General features: G+C 47.2%; 15 protein-coding genes. 3 read left to right on the top strand and 12 right to left on the bottom strand.

The genetic code is table 11. The annotated features are described in order from the left end of the window. Positions 1-74 precede the first annotated feature (74 nt). From EKM75_RS01835 to cdaA, 7 genes are all read right to left on the bottom strand, one after another. Entirely contained in the window at positions 75-1,502 is a 1,428-nt protein-coding gene (locus EKM75_RS01835) for a glycoside hydrolase family 73 protein (RefSeq protein WP_125691560.1), read from the bottom strand. A 103-nt stretch (positions 1,503-1,605) separates the two neighbouring features. After that, the gene (locus EKM75_RS01840) at positions 1,606-2,310 is read right to left on the bottom strand and encodes a glucosamine-6-phosphate deaminase (protein WP_164508700.1); all 705 of its coding nucleotides are present in this window, start codon (positions 2,308-2,310) and stop codon (positions 1,606-1,608) included. A gap of 243 nt (positions 2,311-2,553) precedes the next feature. Further along, positions 2,554-2,676, bottom strand: coding sequence for a hypothetical protein (locus tag EKM75_RS12970; protein ID WP_263853481.1), 123 nt, complete (start codon positions 2,674-2,676; stop codon positions 2,554-2,556). A gap of 181 nt (positions 2,677-2,857) precedes the next feature. Next, positions 2,858-4,675 (bottom strand): glutamine--fructose-6-phosphate transaminase (isomerizing), encoded by a 1,818-nt coding sequence (gene glmS / locus EKM75_RS01845; protein ID WP_125691564.1) that lies wholly within the window; start codon positions 4,673-4,675, stop codon positions 2,858-2,860. 245 nt (positions 4,676-4,920) lie between these two features. After that, complete coding sequence (gene glmM, locus EKM75_RS01850) at positions 4,921-6,276, bottom strand: phosphoglucosamine mutase (protein WP_125691566.1); 1,356 nt, start codon at positions 6,274-6,276, stop codon at positions 4,921-4,923. A 29-nt stretch (positions 6,277-6,305) separates the two neighbouring features. Further along, positions 6,306-7,274 carry a CdaR family protein gene (locus tag EKM75_RS01855; RefSeq protein WP_125691568.1) on the bottom strand — a complete coding sequence of 323 codons (969 nt, stop codon included), beginning with the start codon at positions 7,272-7,274 and terminating at the stop codon, positions 6,306-6,308. Then, complete coding sequence (cdaA, locus tag EKM75_RS01860) at positions 7,274-8,122, bottom strand: diadenylate cyclase CdaA (protein ID WP_125684801.1); 849 nt, start codon at positions 8,120-8,122, stop codon at positions 7,274-7,276. The genes EKM75_RS01855 and cdaA overlap by 1 nt, the downstream gene beginning before the upstream one ends. 245 nt (positions 8,123-8,367) lie before the next feature. On the opposite strand from cdaA, the gene EKM75_RS01865 reads away from it, so the two are divergent. Continuing rightward, on the top strand, positions 8,368-9,021 hold the full coding sequence (locus EKM75_RS01865) for a DUF1361 domain-containing protein (protein ID WP_125691570.1): 654 nt from the start codon (positions 8,368-8,370) through the stop codon (positions 9,019-9,021). Positions 9,022-9,089: 68 nt separating this feature from the next. On the opposite strand, the gene EKM75_RS01870 is transcribed toward EKM75_RS01865, so the two are convergent. Beyond that, positions 9,090-11,219, bottom strand: a complete 2,130-nt coding sequence (locus tag EKM75_RS01870) for a cation:proton antiporter (RefSeq protein WP_125691572.1) — start codon at positions 11,217-11,219, stop codon at positions 9,090-9,092. A gap of 18 nt (positions 11,220-11,237) precedes the next feature. Next, a complete protein-coding gene (gene murB / locus EKM75_RS01875; protein WP_125691574.1) occupies positions 11,238-12,149 on the bottom strand; it encodes a UDP-N-acetylmuramate dehydrogenase in 912 nt (303 codons plus the stop codon). A gap of 177 nt (positions 12,150-12,326) precedes the next feature. On the opposite strand from murB, the gene EKM75_RS01880 reads away from it, so the two are divergent. Next, positions 12,327-13,091: an exodeoxyribonuclease III gene (locus EKM75_RS01880; protein WP_125691576.1), complete on the top strand. Its 765-nt coding sequence runs from the start codon at positions 12,327-12,329 to the stop codon at positions 13,089-13,091. Positions 13,092-13,119: 28 nt separating this feature from the next. Then, positions 13,120-13,656, top strand: a complete 537-nt coding sequence (locus tag EKM75_RS01885; RefSeq protein WP_125691578.1) for a 3'-5' exonuclease — start codon at positions 13,120-13,122, stop codon at positions 13,654-13,656. Positions 13,657-13,761: 105 nt separating this feature from the next. On the opposite strand, the gene EKM75_RS01890 is transcribed toward EKM75_RS01885, so the two are convergent. The 3 genes from EKM75_RS01890 to tsaE form a co-directional block, all read right to left on the bottom strand. Then, positions 13,762-14,775, bottom strand: coding sequence for an aldo/keto reductase (locus EKM75_RS01890; protein WP_125691580.1), 1,014 nt, complete (start codon positions 14,773-14,775; stop codon positions 13,762-13,764). A 180-nt stretch (positions 14,776-14,955) separates the two neighbouring features. Beyond that, a complete protein-coding gene (locus EKM75_RS01895) occupies positions 14,956-15,477 on the bottom strand; it encodes a GNAT family N-acetyltransferase (protein ID WP_125691582.1) in 522 nt (173 codons plus the stop codon). After that, on the bottom strand, positions 15,474-15,947 hold the full coding sequence (gene tsaE / locus EKM75_RS01900) for a tRNA (adenosine(37)-N6)-threonylcarbamoyltransferase complex ATPase subunit type 1 TsaE (protein WP_125691584.1): 474 nt from the start codon (positions 15,945-15,947) through the stop codon (positions 15,474-15,476). Before tsaE ends, EKM75_RS01895 begins: the two co-directional genes overlap by 4 nt. Positions 15,948-15,973: the final 26 nt, after the last annotated feature.

Here is a 15,973-nt window from a genome sequence, read left to right on the forward strand (position 1 = left end):
ACAACCTTCTGGCTCACATTTCGGTAACATAAGAAGAGGCCTGTGACTTTTGTCCCAGACCTCTTAAACCCAATTTATGCGAGGGCTCGTGAATCCACCCAGTAATTCGTTTTATTGCCATTGAAGCGGATGCGGTACCAGGTCGTCTTATAAGCGGTTTTAATCCCCTTATAATTGACGGTGACCTTTGTCCCCTTCTTCACACCTTTAGGCCAATCAAACTCTTTTTGATTAAAATGAGTCTTCTTAACGTGATTGTACAAATGGTATTTGCTGTACTTGGCACTTAGTTTTTTAGTCCCACTAGCGCTGGCATACACCACATAATCAAACTGGGCACTAGCTGCCGTTTCCGTGGAGGCAATCCAATATTTCTTGCCAGCCACCTTAATCCGATACCAGGTCGTCTTCACGCCGTCTTGCGTCTTAACTGCTTGGCTATCTGCCTTGTAGGATTTCCCCTTTAACTTGCTAAGAGACCCCTTAGACTTTGCCAGATAGGGGGAATTAAAAACGTGATCGTAGTAACTGCCGCTAACCCCGTTGTTGATCTTAACGGTAGCGGAACCACCGGTGTACTTGATAGTTGGCAGCGTCAGTGTACTGGTGTAAACCCAGTACTTCTTAGCCGAAGTGTTCTTATTGTAGCGAATCCGGTACCACGTGGTCTTCTTCTTGGTAGTGGGATCCTTCTTAACTGCCCGCATGTCCAAATAAACCAGTTGGCCCTTATACGCACCCACCTTACTCCAAGCCGTCTTGGTCACACCAGCTCGAGTATTCTTAACGTGGTTGTACATCCGATACCGACTATATTTACCACTCAACCGAGCCGTCTGTGTCCCACTCGCCCCGTTGTAGGTAGCTGTCGCGTACTGGACTTTATCGGCCTCACTAGCCGCTGAATTATTGTTATTTGAGGACGACGTGGTACTCCCATCCAAGAGTGTGTTCAAGCTATATTGTTTAATAAGTTTGATCAAGCTAGCGCCATAGGTTGGCGCCGTGGCATAGGTTCCCGTCAGCGCATTGGCAGCCGACGTGTATGAACTAGCATTTTCACGCCAAGTCCCACTGTAAATCTTAGGATTATAACTCGTCCCATTGCGTAGTAACGTGGCGTTATCCGTCATTGAAGCCTTAGCACTGGGGTACTTCTTAAAGGCCGCATTCGTATAGTACAGTTGGCCATTAGAATCATATTCAGAAGTCTGCATGGTCACAGAGGCCCCATTATAACTCCCTTTAATCCCAAAGTAATTGTTAGCGGTCGTAGTGAGCGCACTGGTTCCCCAACCGCTCTCTAACGCTGCTTGCGCCATCATAACCGATGGATATAGTTTATATTGATTAGCCACCGACTTCACGGGGCTCTTAAGACTCGAAATAAACGCATCTGGAGTCGAAGTCGCCGCATGACCCGCTCCTTGGGTTAAATTAAAGCCACCAACTCCAGCACCAACAATCAGTGCTGCGAGTAGCCATCGTTTTGTTCGCTTCATTTTACCGGTTTCCCCCTTAAAATCGCTTTCAGGTCAAGAATACCATAACTTGGCTTCTTGCTGAAAGAAAATTTTATAGAGAATCCCTGGTTACCCAAAATGATTAATCTAACTGACTAGCTGCAGCTTCATCCAAAATTACCGTCACGTTCGGATGAGTCTGCAAATAGCTGGCTGGCACATCTGGCGTAATTGGCCCTTGAATCATGGCTGCAACGGCAGCGGCTTTAGCCTCACCATACGCTGCAATCAGGATTTGCTTAGACTTCAGAATGGACCCAATTCCCATTGAGTACGCATAACGGGGAACGTCATTGACATTATCAAAGAACCGTGCATTAGCGGCAATCGTTGATTCAGTTAAAGCCACTTTATGAGTCGTTGACTCTGGATCAGTCCCTGGTTCATTAAAACCAATGTGACCATTTTGACCCAAGCCTAAAAGTTGCAGGTCGATTGGATGTGCGGCAATAATTTGATCATAATCGCTGGTAGCGGACTTGGCATCTAGGTTAGATCCATCTGGCACAAATGATTGTGCAAATGGCTTTTGGTTAAACAAATGTTGTTGCATGAAGTAGTGATAACTTTGTGGGTGATTAGCATCCAATCCCACGTATTCGTCCAGGTTAACCGACGTTAATTGACTGAAATCCAAGTCACTAGCACCTAATTCATCGTAAATACTAATGGGCGTGCTCCCCGTAGCGAGCCCTAAAACCTTGGCCCCGTTATCCAAAGCGCGTTTAAAAATCTCAAATCCAACGTACCCGCCAGTCTTCTTATCATTTACAATTTGTAGATCCATGTTCGTTACTTGTTTCATATCATTCAGTCTCCCTCTCTTAATGGTATAGTCCGATTATAAATGCTCTAGACCAATTTTGCAAGGATTTTGCTTGCTTTTCTCACAATTTTTGGAGAAGCTCCCTCTATTTTCAGAAAATTGTGTCACTTACTAAGCAAGTTGCCACCTAAGTGACTAACCCAACAATCAGTTACTAATGTTGGCAAATAAAAAAGGACGACCTACTGTTGTCCAGTGATCATCCTACTTACGCCGAATTCCCCGACGATTGGCACTTAATTCATTTTGTTGTTTCCGAAACTTTTCGAATGTGGCGTCCTTTTGTTTCTGGTTTTTATGGGCGTCAACGCGTTTTGTATACTTCATCGTTTTCACCACCGTTTTCATTCATATTTGAAGACACTATACAATGAAACGGCATTTTTCGCAAGTGAAAAGCTTAGCGAAAACAGTGCAGGAAGCGCCGCCATTCCCGGCCTAGGAGCCCTTTCACAAAATAAAAATGCGAACACCCCTTCACGAAGAAGGGCGTTCGCATTTACCTTATTTATTCAACGGTAACACTCTTGGCTAAGTTCCGTGGTTTATCAACGTCCAGCCCTTTATTCAAACTGGTGTAGTAAGCTAACAGCTGAGCAGGAACGACACTCAACAATGGCATCAACATTTCATCAACGTCAGGTAAGACCAGGTCATCACCCTTGATGGCTAAACTTTCCCGAACAATGGTAAAGGTCTTAGCACCTCGGGCCATCGTTTCTTGCAAATTGCTCCGCGTCAAACCGGCCGTCTTCGCTTGCGTAATGAACCCAATCACTGGCGTGCCCTCTTCAATCAAGGCAATCGTTCCGTGCTTCAATTCACCGGAAGCGAATCCTTCACATTGAATGTAGGAAATCTCTTTCAGCTTCAACGCTGCTTCTAAAGAAACGGCGTGGTCGAGACCCCGGCCAATATAGAAGGCCCGGTTGGTCTGTAGCAGGTAGTCGCTAGAAATCTTCTCCAACTTGTCCTTTTCATCAACAATGGCTTGCATCCCCGTAGCAACCAAACCAAGTTGTTGGCGAATATTAAAGTTTTGAGCAATAATCTGACCAGTCATCTGACCCAATGCCTTAGCCAGAATAGCTTCCAACGCGATTTGAGCGGTGTAAGCCTTCGTAGAAGCAACGGCAATTTCTGGACCAGCGTGGAGCAACAACGTGTAAGTCGCTTCACGCGATAACGTGGAGTTTTGAACGTTGGTGATTGTCAGACTTGGGTAGCCAGCGTCATTGACGTTAACCAAGACTTCACGACTGTCAGCCGTTTCACCGGATTGCGTCAAGAAGATAAAGAATGGCTTTTCGGACAACATTGGTTGTTCGTAGGCAAACTCAGAAGAAACGTGCACTTCCGTTGGGATGTGGGCCAAGTTTTCAAAGAGCCGCTTCCCAACTAAACCGGCGTGGTAGCTAGTACCAGCACCAACGATGTACAGGCGATCAGCGTCCTTCATAGCCTTCAACAATTTGTCATCAATTTGAGGTTCGCCGTGTTCTGACAAGTAAGTTTGAGCTAACTTCCGCATCACGTTAGGTTGTTCGTCGACTTCCTTCAGCATGTAGAATGGGTAGGTTCCCTTGTCAGCCTCGTCAGCGTTCATATCAACGTGGAATGGCTTCCGTTCTACGGCGTTACCTTCAGCATCTTGAATAGCTACTTTGTCAGGCGTGATGGTCACAACTTCACCGTCCATTAATTCCAAGAAGTCATGCGTCTCCCGTAACATTGCCAAGGCGTCAGAACAGACAACGTTAAAGCCGTCACCCACACCGATCAACAATGGACTCTTGTTCTTGGCAACAAATAACGTGTCAGGTTGTTCCCGGTCCATCATCAAGAAGGCGTATGAAGACCCCTTCAATAAACTCAACGTCTTTAAGAACGCTTGCTTAGCATCTAACTTGTCTTCAACGGCAAATTTGTCGATCAATTGAACTACCACTTCAGTATCTGTTTGGCTCCGGAAAGGAACGTCGCTCAAGTACTGTGCCTTTAATTCTTGGAAGTTATCGATGACACCATTGTGGACCAGGTAGAACCGGTCATCGTTAGAAAAATGAGGATGCGCATTGTCGACGCTAACGACCCCATGGGTTGCCCAACGCGTATGGCCGATCCCGGTTGACCCGTGAACGTCCGGCGTGATCTTTTCACGTAAATCTGCGATCCGACCCTTGGTCTTAACCAAGTAGTCTTCACCCTTTTGATCATTTACGTAAATACCAGCTGAATCATAGCCCCGGTATTCCAACTTCTGGAGGCCCTCAACTAAAATCTTGACAGCGTTGTCGTTCCCCGTAACACCAACAATTCCACACATAATTTTTCTTCCTTTGCTTGACGCCATTTCCGGTTCAGCCGGACGGGTCAGTTTTTTTATGAATTTAAGAAATGTATCCCTTTTCTAAACAATTGGTATAGACTGAAACGCCTTGAAAAACATTTCTGAATGACTATACTTTACAGCCTTCTTAGAGGGTTGTCAATTAGAAAGTTTAAAACTGGTCTATCATCATATTTCTAAAAAAGGATGGCCACCCTCACAGTAGTCATCCTTTAATCTGTTTACTCCACGCCAACTTCGGCACGAACAACTTCAACGATTCGATCAACGTAAGCTGAGACCGTCTCTTTAGTTGGTGCCTCTGCCATGACCCGTAAGAGTGGTTCTGTCCCGGAAGGACGGACTAACACGCGACCGTCACCGTTCATTTCCTTTTCAACGGTTGCAATCATAGCCTTGACCTTAGGATTTTCCTGAGCGGCCTGCTTATCGGCAACCTTCACGTTGACTAACTTTTGAGGATAGGTCTTTACGTCAGCAGCCAACTCGGAAAGCTTCTTCCCGGTCGCTTTTAAAATGTGCAGTAATTGCAGACTAGTCAGCAGACCATCCCCGGTGGTGTTAAAGTCCAAGAAGACAATATGACCGGACTGTTCGCCACCCAGGTTGTAACCAGACTTCAGCATTTCTTCGACCACGTAACGGTCCCCAACCTTGGTCTTCACTGACTTCAAGTCGTGGGCTTCCATGGCTTTGTACATGCCCAGGTTACTCATCACCGTAGTTACGATGGTATCCTTCTTCAGCCGACCATGTTCAGCCATGTACTTTCCGCAGATGTACATGATCTTGTCTCCATCTACGATATTCCCGTTTTCATCGACCGCAATACACCGGTCGCCGTCACCATCGAAGGCCAAACCAATCGCTGCGCCCTTTTCAACCACGAACTTCTGTAATTGTTCGGGATGCGTGGACCCTACCTGATCGTTAATGTTCAAACCATTGGGAGTCGTCGCAATCGTGTCGAAGTCCAAATCAAAGTCCGCATACAGTCGAGAAACTAATCCGCTAGTCGACCCATTGGCAGCATCGACTGCGATGTGCAAGCCATCTAGATCGTCTGCAATCGTCTGTTCCAAGAATTGAATATACTTTTGACTACCTTCGGAATAGTCTTCGACCGTCCCGAGACCATCAGTCGTTGGCCGTGGTAATTCGTCATTTTCGCCATCTAATAAGGCTTCGATTTCTTCTTCCATTTCGTCAGACAGCTTATAACCATCATTCCCGAAATACTTGATACCGTTATATTCAGCGGGATTGTGGGAAGCCGTGATCATGACCCCTGCGGCAGCGCCTTGCGTCCGCACTAAGTAAGCAACGGCAGGTGTCGTAATAACTCCCAACCGCAGAACTTCAATTCCCACGGATAGGAGACCGGCTACCAAAGCGTTTTCCAACAATTGTCCAGAGATTCGGGTATCTCGGGCTACTAAAACTTGTGGATGAGCATTTTCACTATCCGCATGTTGGGTCAGTACGTAACCGCCAAACCGACCAACCTTAAACGCTAACTCGGGAGTCAGCTCTTGGTTAGCGACCCCCCGGACACCATCAGTTCCAAAATACTTCATGTTAAATTTCCTCATTTCTCCAACTAGTATTATTTTGTCGTTGCTTGTACCGTGACCTTGATCGTCGTAGGATCGAATGCCGTCACGTTATTATCGCTCGTATCCAGCGTGACTGTCTTAGTCGACTGGCTCTTGACGTCACTGACATCGACATCAACGTCAACGTCAGATAGTTTCTTTAACTGAGACGAGCTCCCATACGCAGTAACTTTTGACACGTTACTGGTTAGTTTATACGTCGTTCCGGACGATCCGTTCTTAGCGTTTAAATTGAGCCCAACTTTCTTCCCTTGACCATCGGACGTAATCGGCAGGTTAACTGTCGTCGTCGATGGCGTGAGAATTACGTTGACCGTCTTACCACTGCTGTCGAGAGCTTCGATAACGGCCTGACTATTGAGTGTCTTCTTAGAATTCTGAGGCACCGTCAACTGGGCAATAACTTCCTTGATGCGGGAAATTTCGTTCGCTGCACCGGTTGCCTTAACCGTGGTTGTATCAGAAGTGGCTTTACCGGCTGAGTATCCCGCAGCAATGTTTTGGCTATTGTACTTCACCTTGACCGGGAACGAAACGGTTCGGCGTGGCTCGATGTCCACGGTAATCTTTGCCGGAGAGATGGTTGATTGAATCTCATGATTCAACCCTTCTTGATGCAAAGAAACCTTATGCTTACCCGTCCCTAAATCACTTAAGGCCGCATAAACTTTAAAGTTTTGTGTATTTGCCGTCGTCGTCACCAGGGCTAACGGCCCCTTTAAAGTCACCTTGACCTTCGACGGATAACCCGTCACAAAATACTTATTACTGTTCACGTTAAGCTGTAAGGGAACTGACACAGTCATTGTCTTAGTGGCCGTCAGAGACGTGTTATTGTCTGAGTTAGTCGATTGATTATTACTAGACGACTTCGTACTGTTCACGTAGAAGAACAACAGAACCGCAAGAATCAGCGCCAGAATGCGGTACAACCACGCCGTGTAACGCTCATTTTTCATTAGCGCCGCCCCCCTCTGAACCGTTGATCAAACCAGTCAAATAGCTTGACGAAGAAGTTACCATCATCGGTGGCTTCTTCATTTACCAGCTCGTTACGCAGGAATTTTAGATAATCAGATTGGGTCAAGCCACGAAGTAACTCGTTATTTTTCGTAATGGAGACTTCACCAGTCTCTTCCGAGATAACGATGGTCAACGCATCCGTCACTTCTGAGATACCCACAGCTGCCCGGTGACGCGTTCCCAGTTCCTTAGGGATCAGATTGCTTTCAGACAGTGGTAAATAGGCCGCTGCCACGGCAATGCGGTTATCACGAATGATGACCGCACCATCGTGTAGTGGCGTATTCGGAATGAAGATATTAATCAGTAACTCACCGGTCAGCTCAGCATCCAGGTCGATTCCCGTTTCGATATAGTCTTCCAGACCCGTATCTCGCTGAATCGTCATCAAAGCACCGATCCGTCGCTTGGACATATATTGAATGGCCTTATCCAGCCCTTCAATCATGTGGTTAGCGGCTTCATTTTCGTGACGCACCCGCACAAATAGCGAGCCTCGTCCAAGGTGTTCCAACCCCCGTCTGATTTCAGGTTGAAAGACGATAATAATCGCAATAACACCCCAATTAATAACTTGATCAACCAACCACGACACGGTATTTAGGCCCAGGTAGGCGCTGACGAATCGTACGATCAGAATCAAGATGACCCCACGGAACAGCTGAATAGCTTTCGTTCCCCGTAACATCACGATCAATTCATAAATGACGAACCACACTACCAGAATGTCGAGGAGGTTGACTAAATTTCCTATAGTAAGGAGATTTCCCCAATCCAGGTTCATGACTTTCCCTCCAAATTGAATTCAAATTTTATTATAGCACGGCACCGCGTACATTTCGCCCTGAAAGGGAACAATGACCATCTGGATGTCGAAATTGACCGGAAAACTTACGGATTCTTTAAACTCAATTATTCCAGTTATTTTAATGAAAATAATCTGTTAACATAGAAGTCATATTGTGCCAGTTCCCAGCCTTCTCGCTGTAGAATAAAGGTGCAGACTTACGAAAGGATCGGTGATGGCTTATGAATCGGCGTGCTCGGTGGGAAATTCGCGTCTTCTTTGTGGCGTGGCTCATTTTCTTGTTTTTCCGTGCTAAAGACCCCTTCTCATTCCTGGTGCTCAACACCTTCTTGGGAGCCATCCCCATTGAACTAAGTTTTCACATTGGTCGTCAACGGCCCAAGAGCGGTTGGCTTTTCTGGCCCTTAGTGCTTCTATGGCTACTCTTCTATCCTAATGCGCCCTACCTCTTAACAGACCTATTCCATTTATCCTTACTCCAGCCATATGCTCTGAGTGGCCTGCTAAGAGTTACACCACATCTCTGGATATACTTCACCTATATGATTGTCAGCGCCATTAGCTGCACGTTTTTGGGCTTCTGGAGCCTCAACCACGTCAGCGATGCAATTACACAACGATTAGCCAAAGGGAACCGGTGGGCACGACTACTCATTGTCTGTGTGCTGACTTTTCTAACAGCCGTGGGACTCTACATTGGCCGTTTTCTCCGGATTCACACGGTCTACCTGTTCTTAAACCCCGAACAATTTATTCGGCCACTCCTCGACATGTGGAATCCTAATATGTGGATCTTCGTCATCCTGATGACCTTCATCCAGTTATTCTGTTACTGGATTCTCTACTTGATCATGAACGCCCAACACGAAGATTAAACCAGTATACATAAAGAGACCTGGAAGTAATTTCCAGGTCTCTTTTGATTATTCTAATCTTTTAGAGCTTATTCATCGCTGTTCAGTGACATAACCAACACATTTTCTGAGTAGTTCACATACTGCCGTAGATGGGAGGCCATGTTCCAGGTGATGTTACCTGCTTCAAGCAACGTTTGAATACCAGAACGTTCAGCTCCCAGAGCTCTGACCCGCATCGTATTGATCTGATGCTGGTACTCTTCCTCATGAGTAGGCGCAGATTCAGCTTTAGCACGTTCGATGCGATTACGGTATTGTACCAAAAGATGGTAGACAGCTTGGTTGTCAAATTGCGTTTCGTCGACATCAGAACTAGCCAAGTACTGTGACAGAGACTTGATGGCGGCTTTAGCCGTCTCACGCTCAATCAAATTGTTCTCAGCGTGTAATCGGTCCGTGTCTTCAGAATGCAACCAGTAAGCAGCGTTACGAATCATGTGCTTGAAGAAAACCCGCCAGTAGCGCAGAACACTCGGCATAGTGTGTCCAGCCACCTGCGTTAACCGATTTTCTAGATTTTCAATCCGACGCAAAGCCCCGACATAACTCGTCTGGGTGATTTTCTCACCCTTTCGTAATTCTTTAAGAGAAGCGCGCTCACCAGCTAACGTGACTTCGCGGAGCTTGATTTCATCCTCCAAAACCTTTTGCATGGCAGTGTCCGCGCGATAACTCATCTCTAGTCGACGAATGACAAATTGATAATCTAAAATCAGGTCATACGCTGCCCGTTGATTGTTGGGCCGGCGCAGTTCTTCAATCTTAGAAATTGCCAGCCGCATGATATATGCTCGAGCCTCGTCCTCACTGATTTTTCGAACCGGATCAGCGGGAATTTCCTCACCATCAGCATCCAAATCAATGTCGTTAGCCCCCTCATCACTAGCACTAGCCCGCGTTTGCAACGGTTGGCCCGACGTTGAGATCAGTGGTAACGTAATCGTCGCGGCTACCAGACTAATGATGATCACCCCAGACGCCACAAACAACATCAGTGAACGCGTTGGGAAACCAGCACCGGAAGCAATCGTCATTGGTACTGACAAGACACCAGCCATGGTCACAGCTCCCCGCACGCCTGATAATCCGGAAAGAATCGACATGCGTAAGCCCGGACGATTCTGAGGTGCCTTATGCGTTATGCGTTCATAAAGCACGTACCCGTATGTCCAAACCGTTCGGATCACCACGATGATAACCCATGTTACAAACGCAAAGAACAAGGCTTCCCAGGTGTTGAACTGGCCACCCTTGATGACTTGAGACGTCGCCACGGGGAGCTCAATTCCCAAAATCACAAACACGATTCCATTTAGCGAGTAGATAATGATATCCCAAACCTTTTCAGTAACCAGTTTTAATTCTGGCGAATCTTCCACGATTCGGTTCTCCCGGGCATGGTACAGCACGCCAGCTGTCACCACCGCGATAACCCCAGAAGCGTGCGTAATCTCTTCCGTCACCAGGTACACGACAAAGGGCGTCGCAATCTGCAAAACGGTATTAAAAATCACGTCATCGATTCCTTGCCGGCGTAAGATATCCATTAATAATTGAATAGCTGTCATAAAAATTAAACCGGATAGGAACCCTACGATACTGATATAAAAGAAGTCACCTACGGCCGTCCCCATGGAAAAGGCACCAGTCACAGTAGCTGCAATTGCATACTTAAAGGCAATCAGCCCACTCGCATCGTTGATCAGACTTTCACCACTCACCAAATGCATCAAGCTATCTGGGAGTTTGGCTTGTTTTGAAATGGACTGCACGGCCACCGGGTCGGTTGGCGATAAAATTGCGGCCAACGCGAAGGCCACCGTCAGTGGCATTTTGGGAATCAACTCATAGATCAGGAACCCACCTAAAATCGTGGTCAAAAATACCAGCCAGATTGCATTTGCAAAGATTGGTCCCCGTAGCCGCCAAAGTTCCCGTCGGGGAAAGCGCCGGCCATCGTTATACAGTAACGGGGCAATAAACAGTAACAAAAACCAGTCAGTTTCAAGTGGGACTTCAAATTTCCAAATCAAGGCTACCAAGAGCCCTAAGGCAATTTGAATCAAACTAACCGGAATAAACGTGAGGTAGTGACTGATAATATTAGAAAACAGGACTAACACAATCAACAGGATCACTGCTTCAACAATTGGCACATAAGGTCCCCCCTTTTTTTATTTCGTATGTGGTTCTTCACCAATGATGCGGACTTCAGTTTCCAAGTGCACATCGTCTTCCTTCAAAATGACCGCCTGGATGTGGTGAATCAAGTCCAAGTAGTCCGTAGCCGTAGCGTGGTCAATGTTCACGATAAAACCAGCGTGTTTCTTAGAAACTTGCGCGCCACCCAGTTGATAGCCTTGTAGCCCAGCTTCCTGAATCAGTTGGCCAGTGTAATGCCCCTCTGGTCGTTTGAAGACACTCCCACAAGAAGGGAGCTCCAGCGGCTGTTTAGCGGCCCGTCGAGCGTTTAAGTCATCCATTTTGGCTTGAATTTCTGTCTTATCACCGACTTTAAGGGCAAAAGTGGCCGTCAGAACGATATCATTGTAATCCTGAATCGAACTGTGCCGGTACCCAAAGTCAAGCTCAGCCTGAGTTAAGGTCCGAATCTCACCTTCGGGCGTCAAGATCTCAGCAGCCACAGCGACTTCTTTGATTTCGCCGCCGTAAGCTCCAGCGTTCATAAAGATAGCCCCACCGACGCTGCCAGGAATTCCGGCAGCAAACTCTAACCCAGTCAAGCCATGTGCCTGTGCCACCTGCGTAGTCTTGATCAAAGCGGCACCCGCCTCGGCCGTTACCGTCTGACCATCCGTTGTAATGGCGTTCATCTTCGTTAGAATCATAACCAGGCCACGAATTCCGCCGTCTCGAACAATCAAATTGCTGGCGTTACCCACTACTGTAATGGGGAGGCCAATCTGATTCGCATAGGCCAGTAAGGATTTCGTTTCCTGAATATTCGTTGGAAATGCCAAGTAGTCAGCAGGTCCACCGGTCTTCGTATGCGTATAGTGAGCCAGAGGCTCGTTACGTAAAATTTCAATCGTTGGAAATGCCGTCGCTATGTCTTCCATCATCATTATTTTCCCTTCGTTCCGCAAATGTTTGGCCCTGTTTCGCCGCTCATCGGCCAAACAAGATTGACAGTCAATAAATCTATTTTACCATGAAAACAAGCATCACCGGGAGCGAACGCATCAATCAAAGCAAAATCTAACATTTCTGGTATACTAAACACAGTTAGTGGAGGTGCAGTCATGAAATTTATTTCTTGGAACGTAAACGGCCTGCGGGCAATTGTGAAAAAAGGGTTCGTGGACACTTTTCAGGACCTGGATGCCGACTTCTTTGGTGTTCAGGAAACGAAGCTTCAAGCTGGTCAGATTGACTTAGACCTGCCTGGATACTATCAATACTGGAATTATGCTGAACGCAAGGGCTACTCAGGTACGGCACTATTTACGAAACACAAGCCGTTGAACGTCATCTATGGTATCGACGCCCCCGACTTTGATCACGAAGGCCGGACAATCACCCTAGAATATCCAGATTTCTATGTACTGACCTGTTATACGCCTAACTCGGGTAGTGGGCTCAAACGGCTCGACTTCCGCATGGGCTGGGAGGATGCCTTCCTGAAGTTCGTGAACCAACTCAATGCTAAGAAACCCATCATTTTCTGTGGTGACCTCAACGTTGCACACACCGAAATCGATTTAAAAAATCCCAAAACGAATCATAAGAATGCTGGTTTTACCGATGATGAACGTGATAAATTCACTGGCTTACTGGGCGCCGGTTACACCGACACCTTCCGTTACTTCAATCCTGATGCAACGGAACGCTACTCGTGGTGGAGCTATCGGTTCCACGCCCGTGATAATAACGCCGGTTGGCGCATCGACTACTTCATTACCAGTGATCGCTTACAACCACAATTAACTAATGCTCAGATTTTGGACCAAGTCATGGGTTCTGACCACTGTCCGGTTGAACTCGACGTGGACGGCCTCACTGTCTAAGCACAAACCTGAAAGGAAGAATTCATTCGTGAACTTTGTTGCCATGGATTTTGAAACGGCCAACGGCAAACGTTACAGTGCTTGTTCATTAGCACTGACCATTGTACGTAATAGCCAGGTCGTTGACGAATTTTACTCATTGATCAAACCCGATACCGATTTTTTCTGGCGCAACGTTCAGATTCACGGAATCCATGAAAAAGACGTCGCCAACGCTCCCACTTTTCCTGAAGTTTGGGAACACGTGGCACCCTTCTTTCAACGTGACCGCCTGGTTATCGCGCATAACGCCCCCTTTGACAACGGTGTCCTGCGGAGTAGTTTGGAACACTACAATTTGCCGACTGCCCGCTACCTAACACTGGACACCGTTAAGACTAGTCGTAAGTTCTTTCCGGAGTTTCCCAATCACAAGTTGAACACAGTCTGTGATGAACTCAACATTGATCTGCACCATCACCATAACGCGTTGGATGATAGCTTGGCCTGTGCCAACATTTTATTGTACGAGGCCAATCATTTTGGGACCCAACCGTTGAAATCATTTGTAACGGTCAATGCGTAAATTTAACAATGCCTCATAATTTATAAAAAGCGGTCGGAATGGAAAAATTCCGACCGCTCTTTCGTATCTAATCTAATGGAGTTACCTAGCATTCGTAATTTACGCTCAGGCTTTCCAATTGATTGGCGTCTGCTGAGCAAGAATCTGTTCGATTCGTTCCAGTTCAGTTGCCGTAAAGGCCAAATGATCTAACGCTTGAACGTTGGCGACTACCTGTTCAGGCCGACTGGCACCAATTAAGACGCTCGCAATGGCTGGTTGCCGTAAGTTCCAGGCCAGCGCCATTTGCGCCAAACTTTGATGCCGACTTTCAGCGACTTCATTTAAGCGCTTAACAGTCGTGAGTGTCTGCTCGACTTGAGCTGGTTCCAAGAAGGGAATCGTCCCCTTGTTTGCCCGCGAGTTAGCCGGAATACCATGTAAGTACTTGTCCGTTAATAGTCCCTGACACAACGAACTGAAGCTGACCGCCGCTTTATTTTCAGCTGTGAGAATAGGTAAGACGTCATCCTCAACCTGACGATTCAGCATATTATAACGCGGTTGATGAATAATAAACGGTGTCTTGAGGTCCCGAAAGATATCGGTCATGACCTTTGTCTGAGCACCATTGTAGTTCGAAATACCAACATAGAGGGTCTTCCCATCATGCACCAACTGGTCCAGCGCTAAGGCTGTCTCCTCGGGGTCGGTAGCTGGATCTGGCCGATGACTGTAGAAAATATCAAAATAATCTAAGCCGGTTCGCTTCAGACTCTGATTAGCGCTCGCTATGATACTCTTACGAGATCCCCAATTACCGTAGGGGCCGGGCCACATCACATATCCCGCCTTGCTGGCAATCACCATTTCATCCCGATACGGCTTCATATCACTGGCCATGATACGGCCGAAGTTTTCCTCGGCGCTTCCGGGAACTGGCCCATAATTATTGGCCAAATCAAAATACGTAATCCCCAAATCAAACGCTTGGTGAACAATTGCGCGCTGAGTATCGAAGGGATCAACGCTCCCAAAGTTGTTCCAGAGTCCCAGCCCAATCGCTGACAGCTTGAGACCGCTGACTCCTAACCGATTATAAACCATCTTATCGTAACGTTGCTCATTAGCCCGATACATCCAAACACCCTCCTCAAGTTCCATACAGTTTAAGGATACCGCTTTCACGTTCATTTGGGGAGTATGTTGTCAGCGGTTACAGCCGAATCTCGCAGCTAATCCAACAGGGCAACAAGTGCCTAGGATCTTTGTCCTGGACACTTGTTGCCCTGTTTAGCTTATTGAAATGTGTGCCGGAGATCAGTCAAGATCCACTGGTAAGTGGTAAACCATTTCAAAGGCCGATACGTGTTCCCCTTCGGCCGTTGTCACAGTCTCAGTTGGTGACTCCGTCCGGGTAAATCCTAACTTTTCATAGAGCTTAACAGCCGCAGTATTCCGTGTCTGAACGGTCAAACCAATGGCTACCAACGAACTAGCCGTCTCAGCCCAGTAGAGAGCCTCGTCAACCAGTGCCGTGCCAATGCCCTGATGCCAGTAGGCCTTTTCTACAGCGATTCCCAGTTCACCGACATTTCCCTGTGGTGTGGGCACGATTGAACAAACCCCTAAGAGTTCATCCCCTAAGCTGGCAACCAAGACGAGGTGCCGTGAACTCTGTTGGATCTGATCCAGTTGATCTGCTTCTTGGGCAGCACTAATCGTTTCATCGGCGTTAGCTAAGCAAAACGTATCACTCTCCGTCTGCAACCGTGCCAGCAACGCTAGCAAGTCCGCAGCATCCGCTGGCTCTGGTAAGCGAATCGCAACTTCTTCACTCATTTTTGGGTGGCCTCCAGTTGCTGAACGAGCTGTGTAAATCGGTCGCCGACGGGTTCAAACCGCAAAGTTCGCTGGCTTTCGCCGGCATCGTCGTCACGCTTGAACACAATGCGCAAATAGTTTTCGGGCAGTTCATCTTCAATGAACTTGGACCATTCAACCACGTTCACACCATCCCCGTTAAAGTATTCATCGAGACCCAACTCGTCCCCACTACCATCTTCCAGACGATAAACGTCCATATGATACAGGGGGAGCCGGCCGCCCTGGTACTCACGGATAATGGTAAAGGTGGGACTCTTCACATTGCGCGTGATGCCTAAGCCGGCCGCTAATCCCTTGGTGAACGTTGTCTTCCCAGCGCCTAAATCACCATCCAATAGAATCACATCTTGTGCAGCCAACCCAGGCGCCAACTGCCGTCCTAAAGCTATCGTTTCTTCCGGACTAGTAACCGTTATTTCAAACATATTTGGTAACCCCTTTTTAAACAAAT

It is taken from the genome of Levilactobacillus tongjiangensis (assembly GCF_003946345.1).
GTDB lineage: Bacteria > Bacillota > Bacilli > Lactobacillales > Lactobacillaceae > Levilactobacillus > Levilactobacillus tongjiangensis.

Excerpts from the sequence above, each read along its gene's own strand:
- EKM75_RS01890 (WP_125691580.1), bottom strand. The coding sequence starts at position 14,775 with ATGTATCGGGCTAATGAGCAACGTTACGATAAGATGGTTTATAATCGG.
- EKM75_RS01880 (WP_125691576.1), top strand. The coding sequence starts at position 12,327 with ATGAAATTTATTTCTTGGAACGTAAACGGCCTGCGGGCAATTGTGAAA.
- tsaE (WP_125691584.1), bottom strand. The coding sequence starts at position 15,947 with ATGTTTGAAATAACGGTTACTAGTCCGGAAGAAACGATAGCTTTAGGA.
- murB (WP_125691574.1), bottom strand. The coding sequence starts at position 12,149 with ATGATGATGGAAGACATAGCGACGGCATTTCCAACGATTGAAATTTTA.
- EKM75_RS01865 (WP_125691570.1), top strand. The coding sequence starts at position 8,368 with ATGAATCGGCGTGCTCGGTGGGAAATTCGCGTCTTCTTTGTGGCGTGG.
- EKM75_RS01840 (WP_164508700.1), bottom strand. The coding sequence starts at position 2,310 with ATGGATCTACAAATTGTAAATGATAAGAAGACTGGCGGGTACGTTGGA.
- cdaA (WP_125684801.1), bottom strand. The coding sequence starts at position 8,122 with ATGAACCTGGATTGGGGAAATCTCCTTACTATAGGAAATTTAGTCAAC.
- glmS (WP_125691564.1), bottom strand. The coding sequence starts at position 4,675 with ATGTGTGGAATTGTTGGTGTTACGGGGAACGACAACGCTGTCAAGATT.
- EKM75_RS01835 (WP_125691560.1), bottom strand. The coding sequence starts at position 1,502 with ATGAAGCGAACAAAACGATGGCTACTCGCAGCACTGATTGTTGGTGCT.
- EKM75_RS01895 (WP_125691582.1), bottom strand. The coding sequence starts at position 15,477 with ATGAGTGAAGAAGTTGCGATTCGCTTACCAGAGCCAGCGGATGCTGCG.
- glmM (WP_125691566.1), bottom strand. The coding sequence starts at position 6,276 with ATGAAGTATTTTGGAACTGATGGTGTCCGGGGGGTCGCTAACCAAGAG.
- EKM75_RS12970 (WP_263853481.1), bottom strand. The coding sequence starts at position 2,676 with ATGAAGTATACAAAACGCGTTGACGCCCATAAAAACCAGAAACAAAAG.
- EKM75_RS01855 (WP_125691568.1), bottom strand. The coding sequence starts at position 7,274 with ATGAAAAATGAGCGTTACACGGCGTGGTTGTACCGCATTCTGGCGCTG.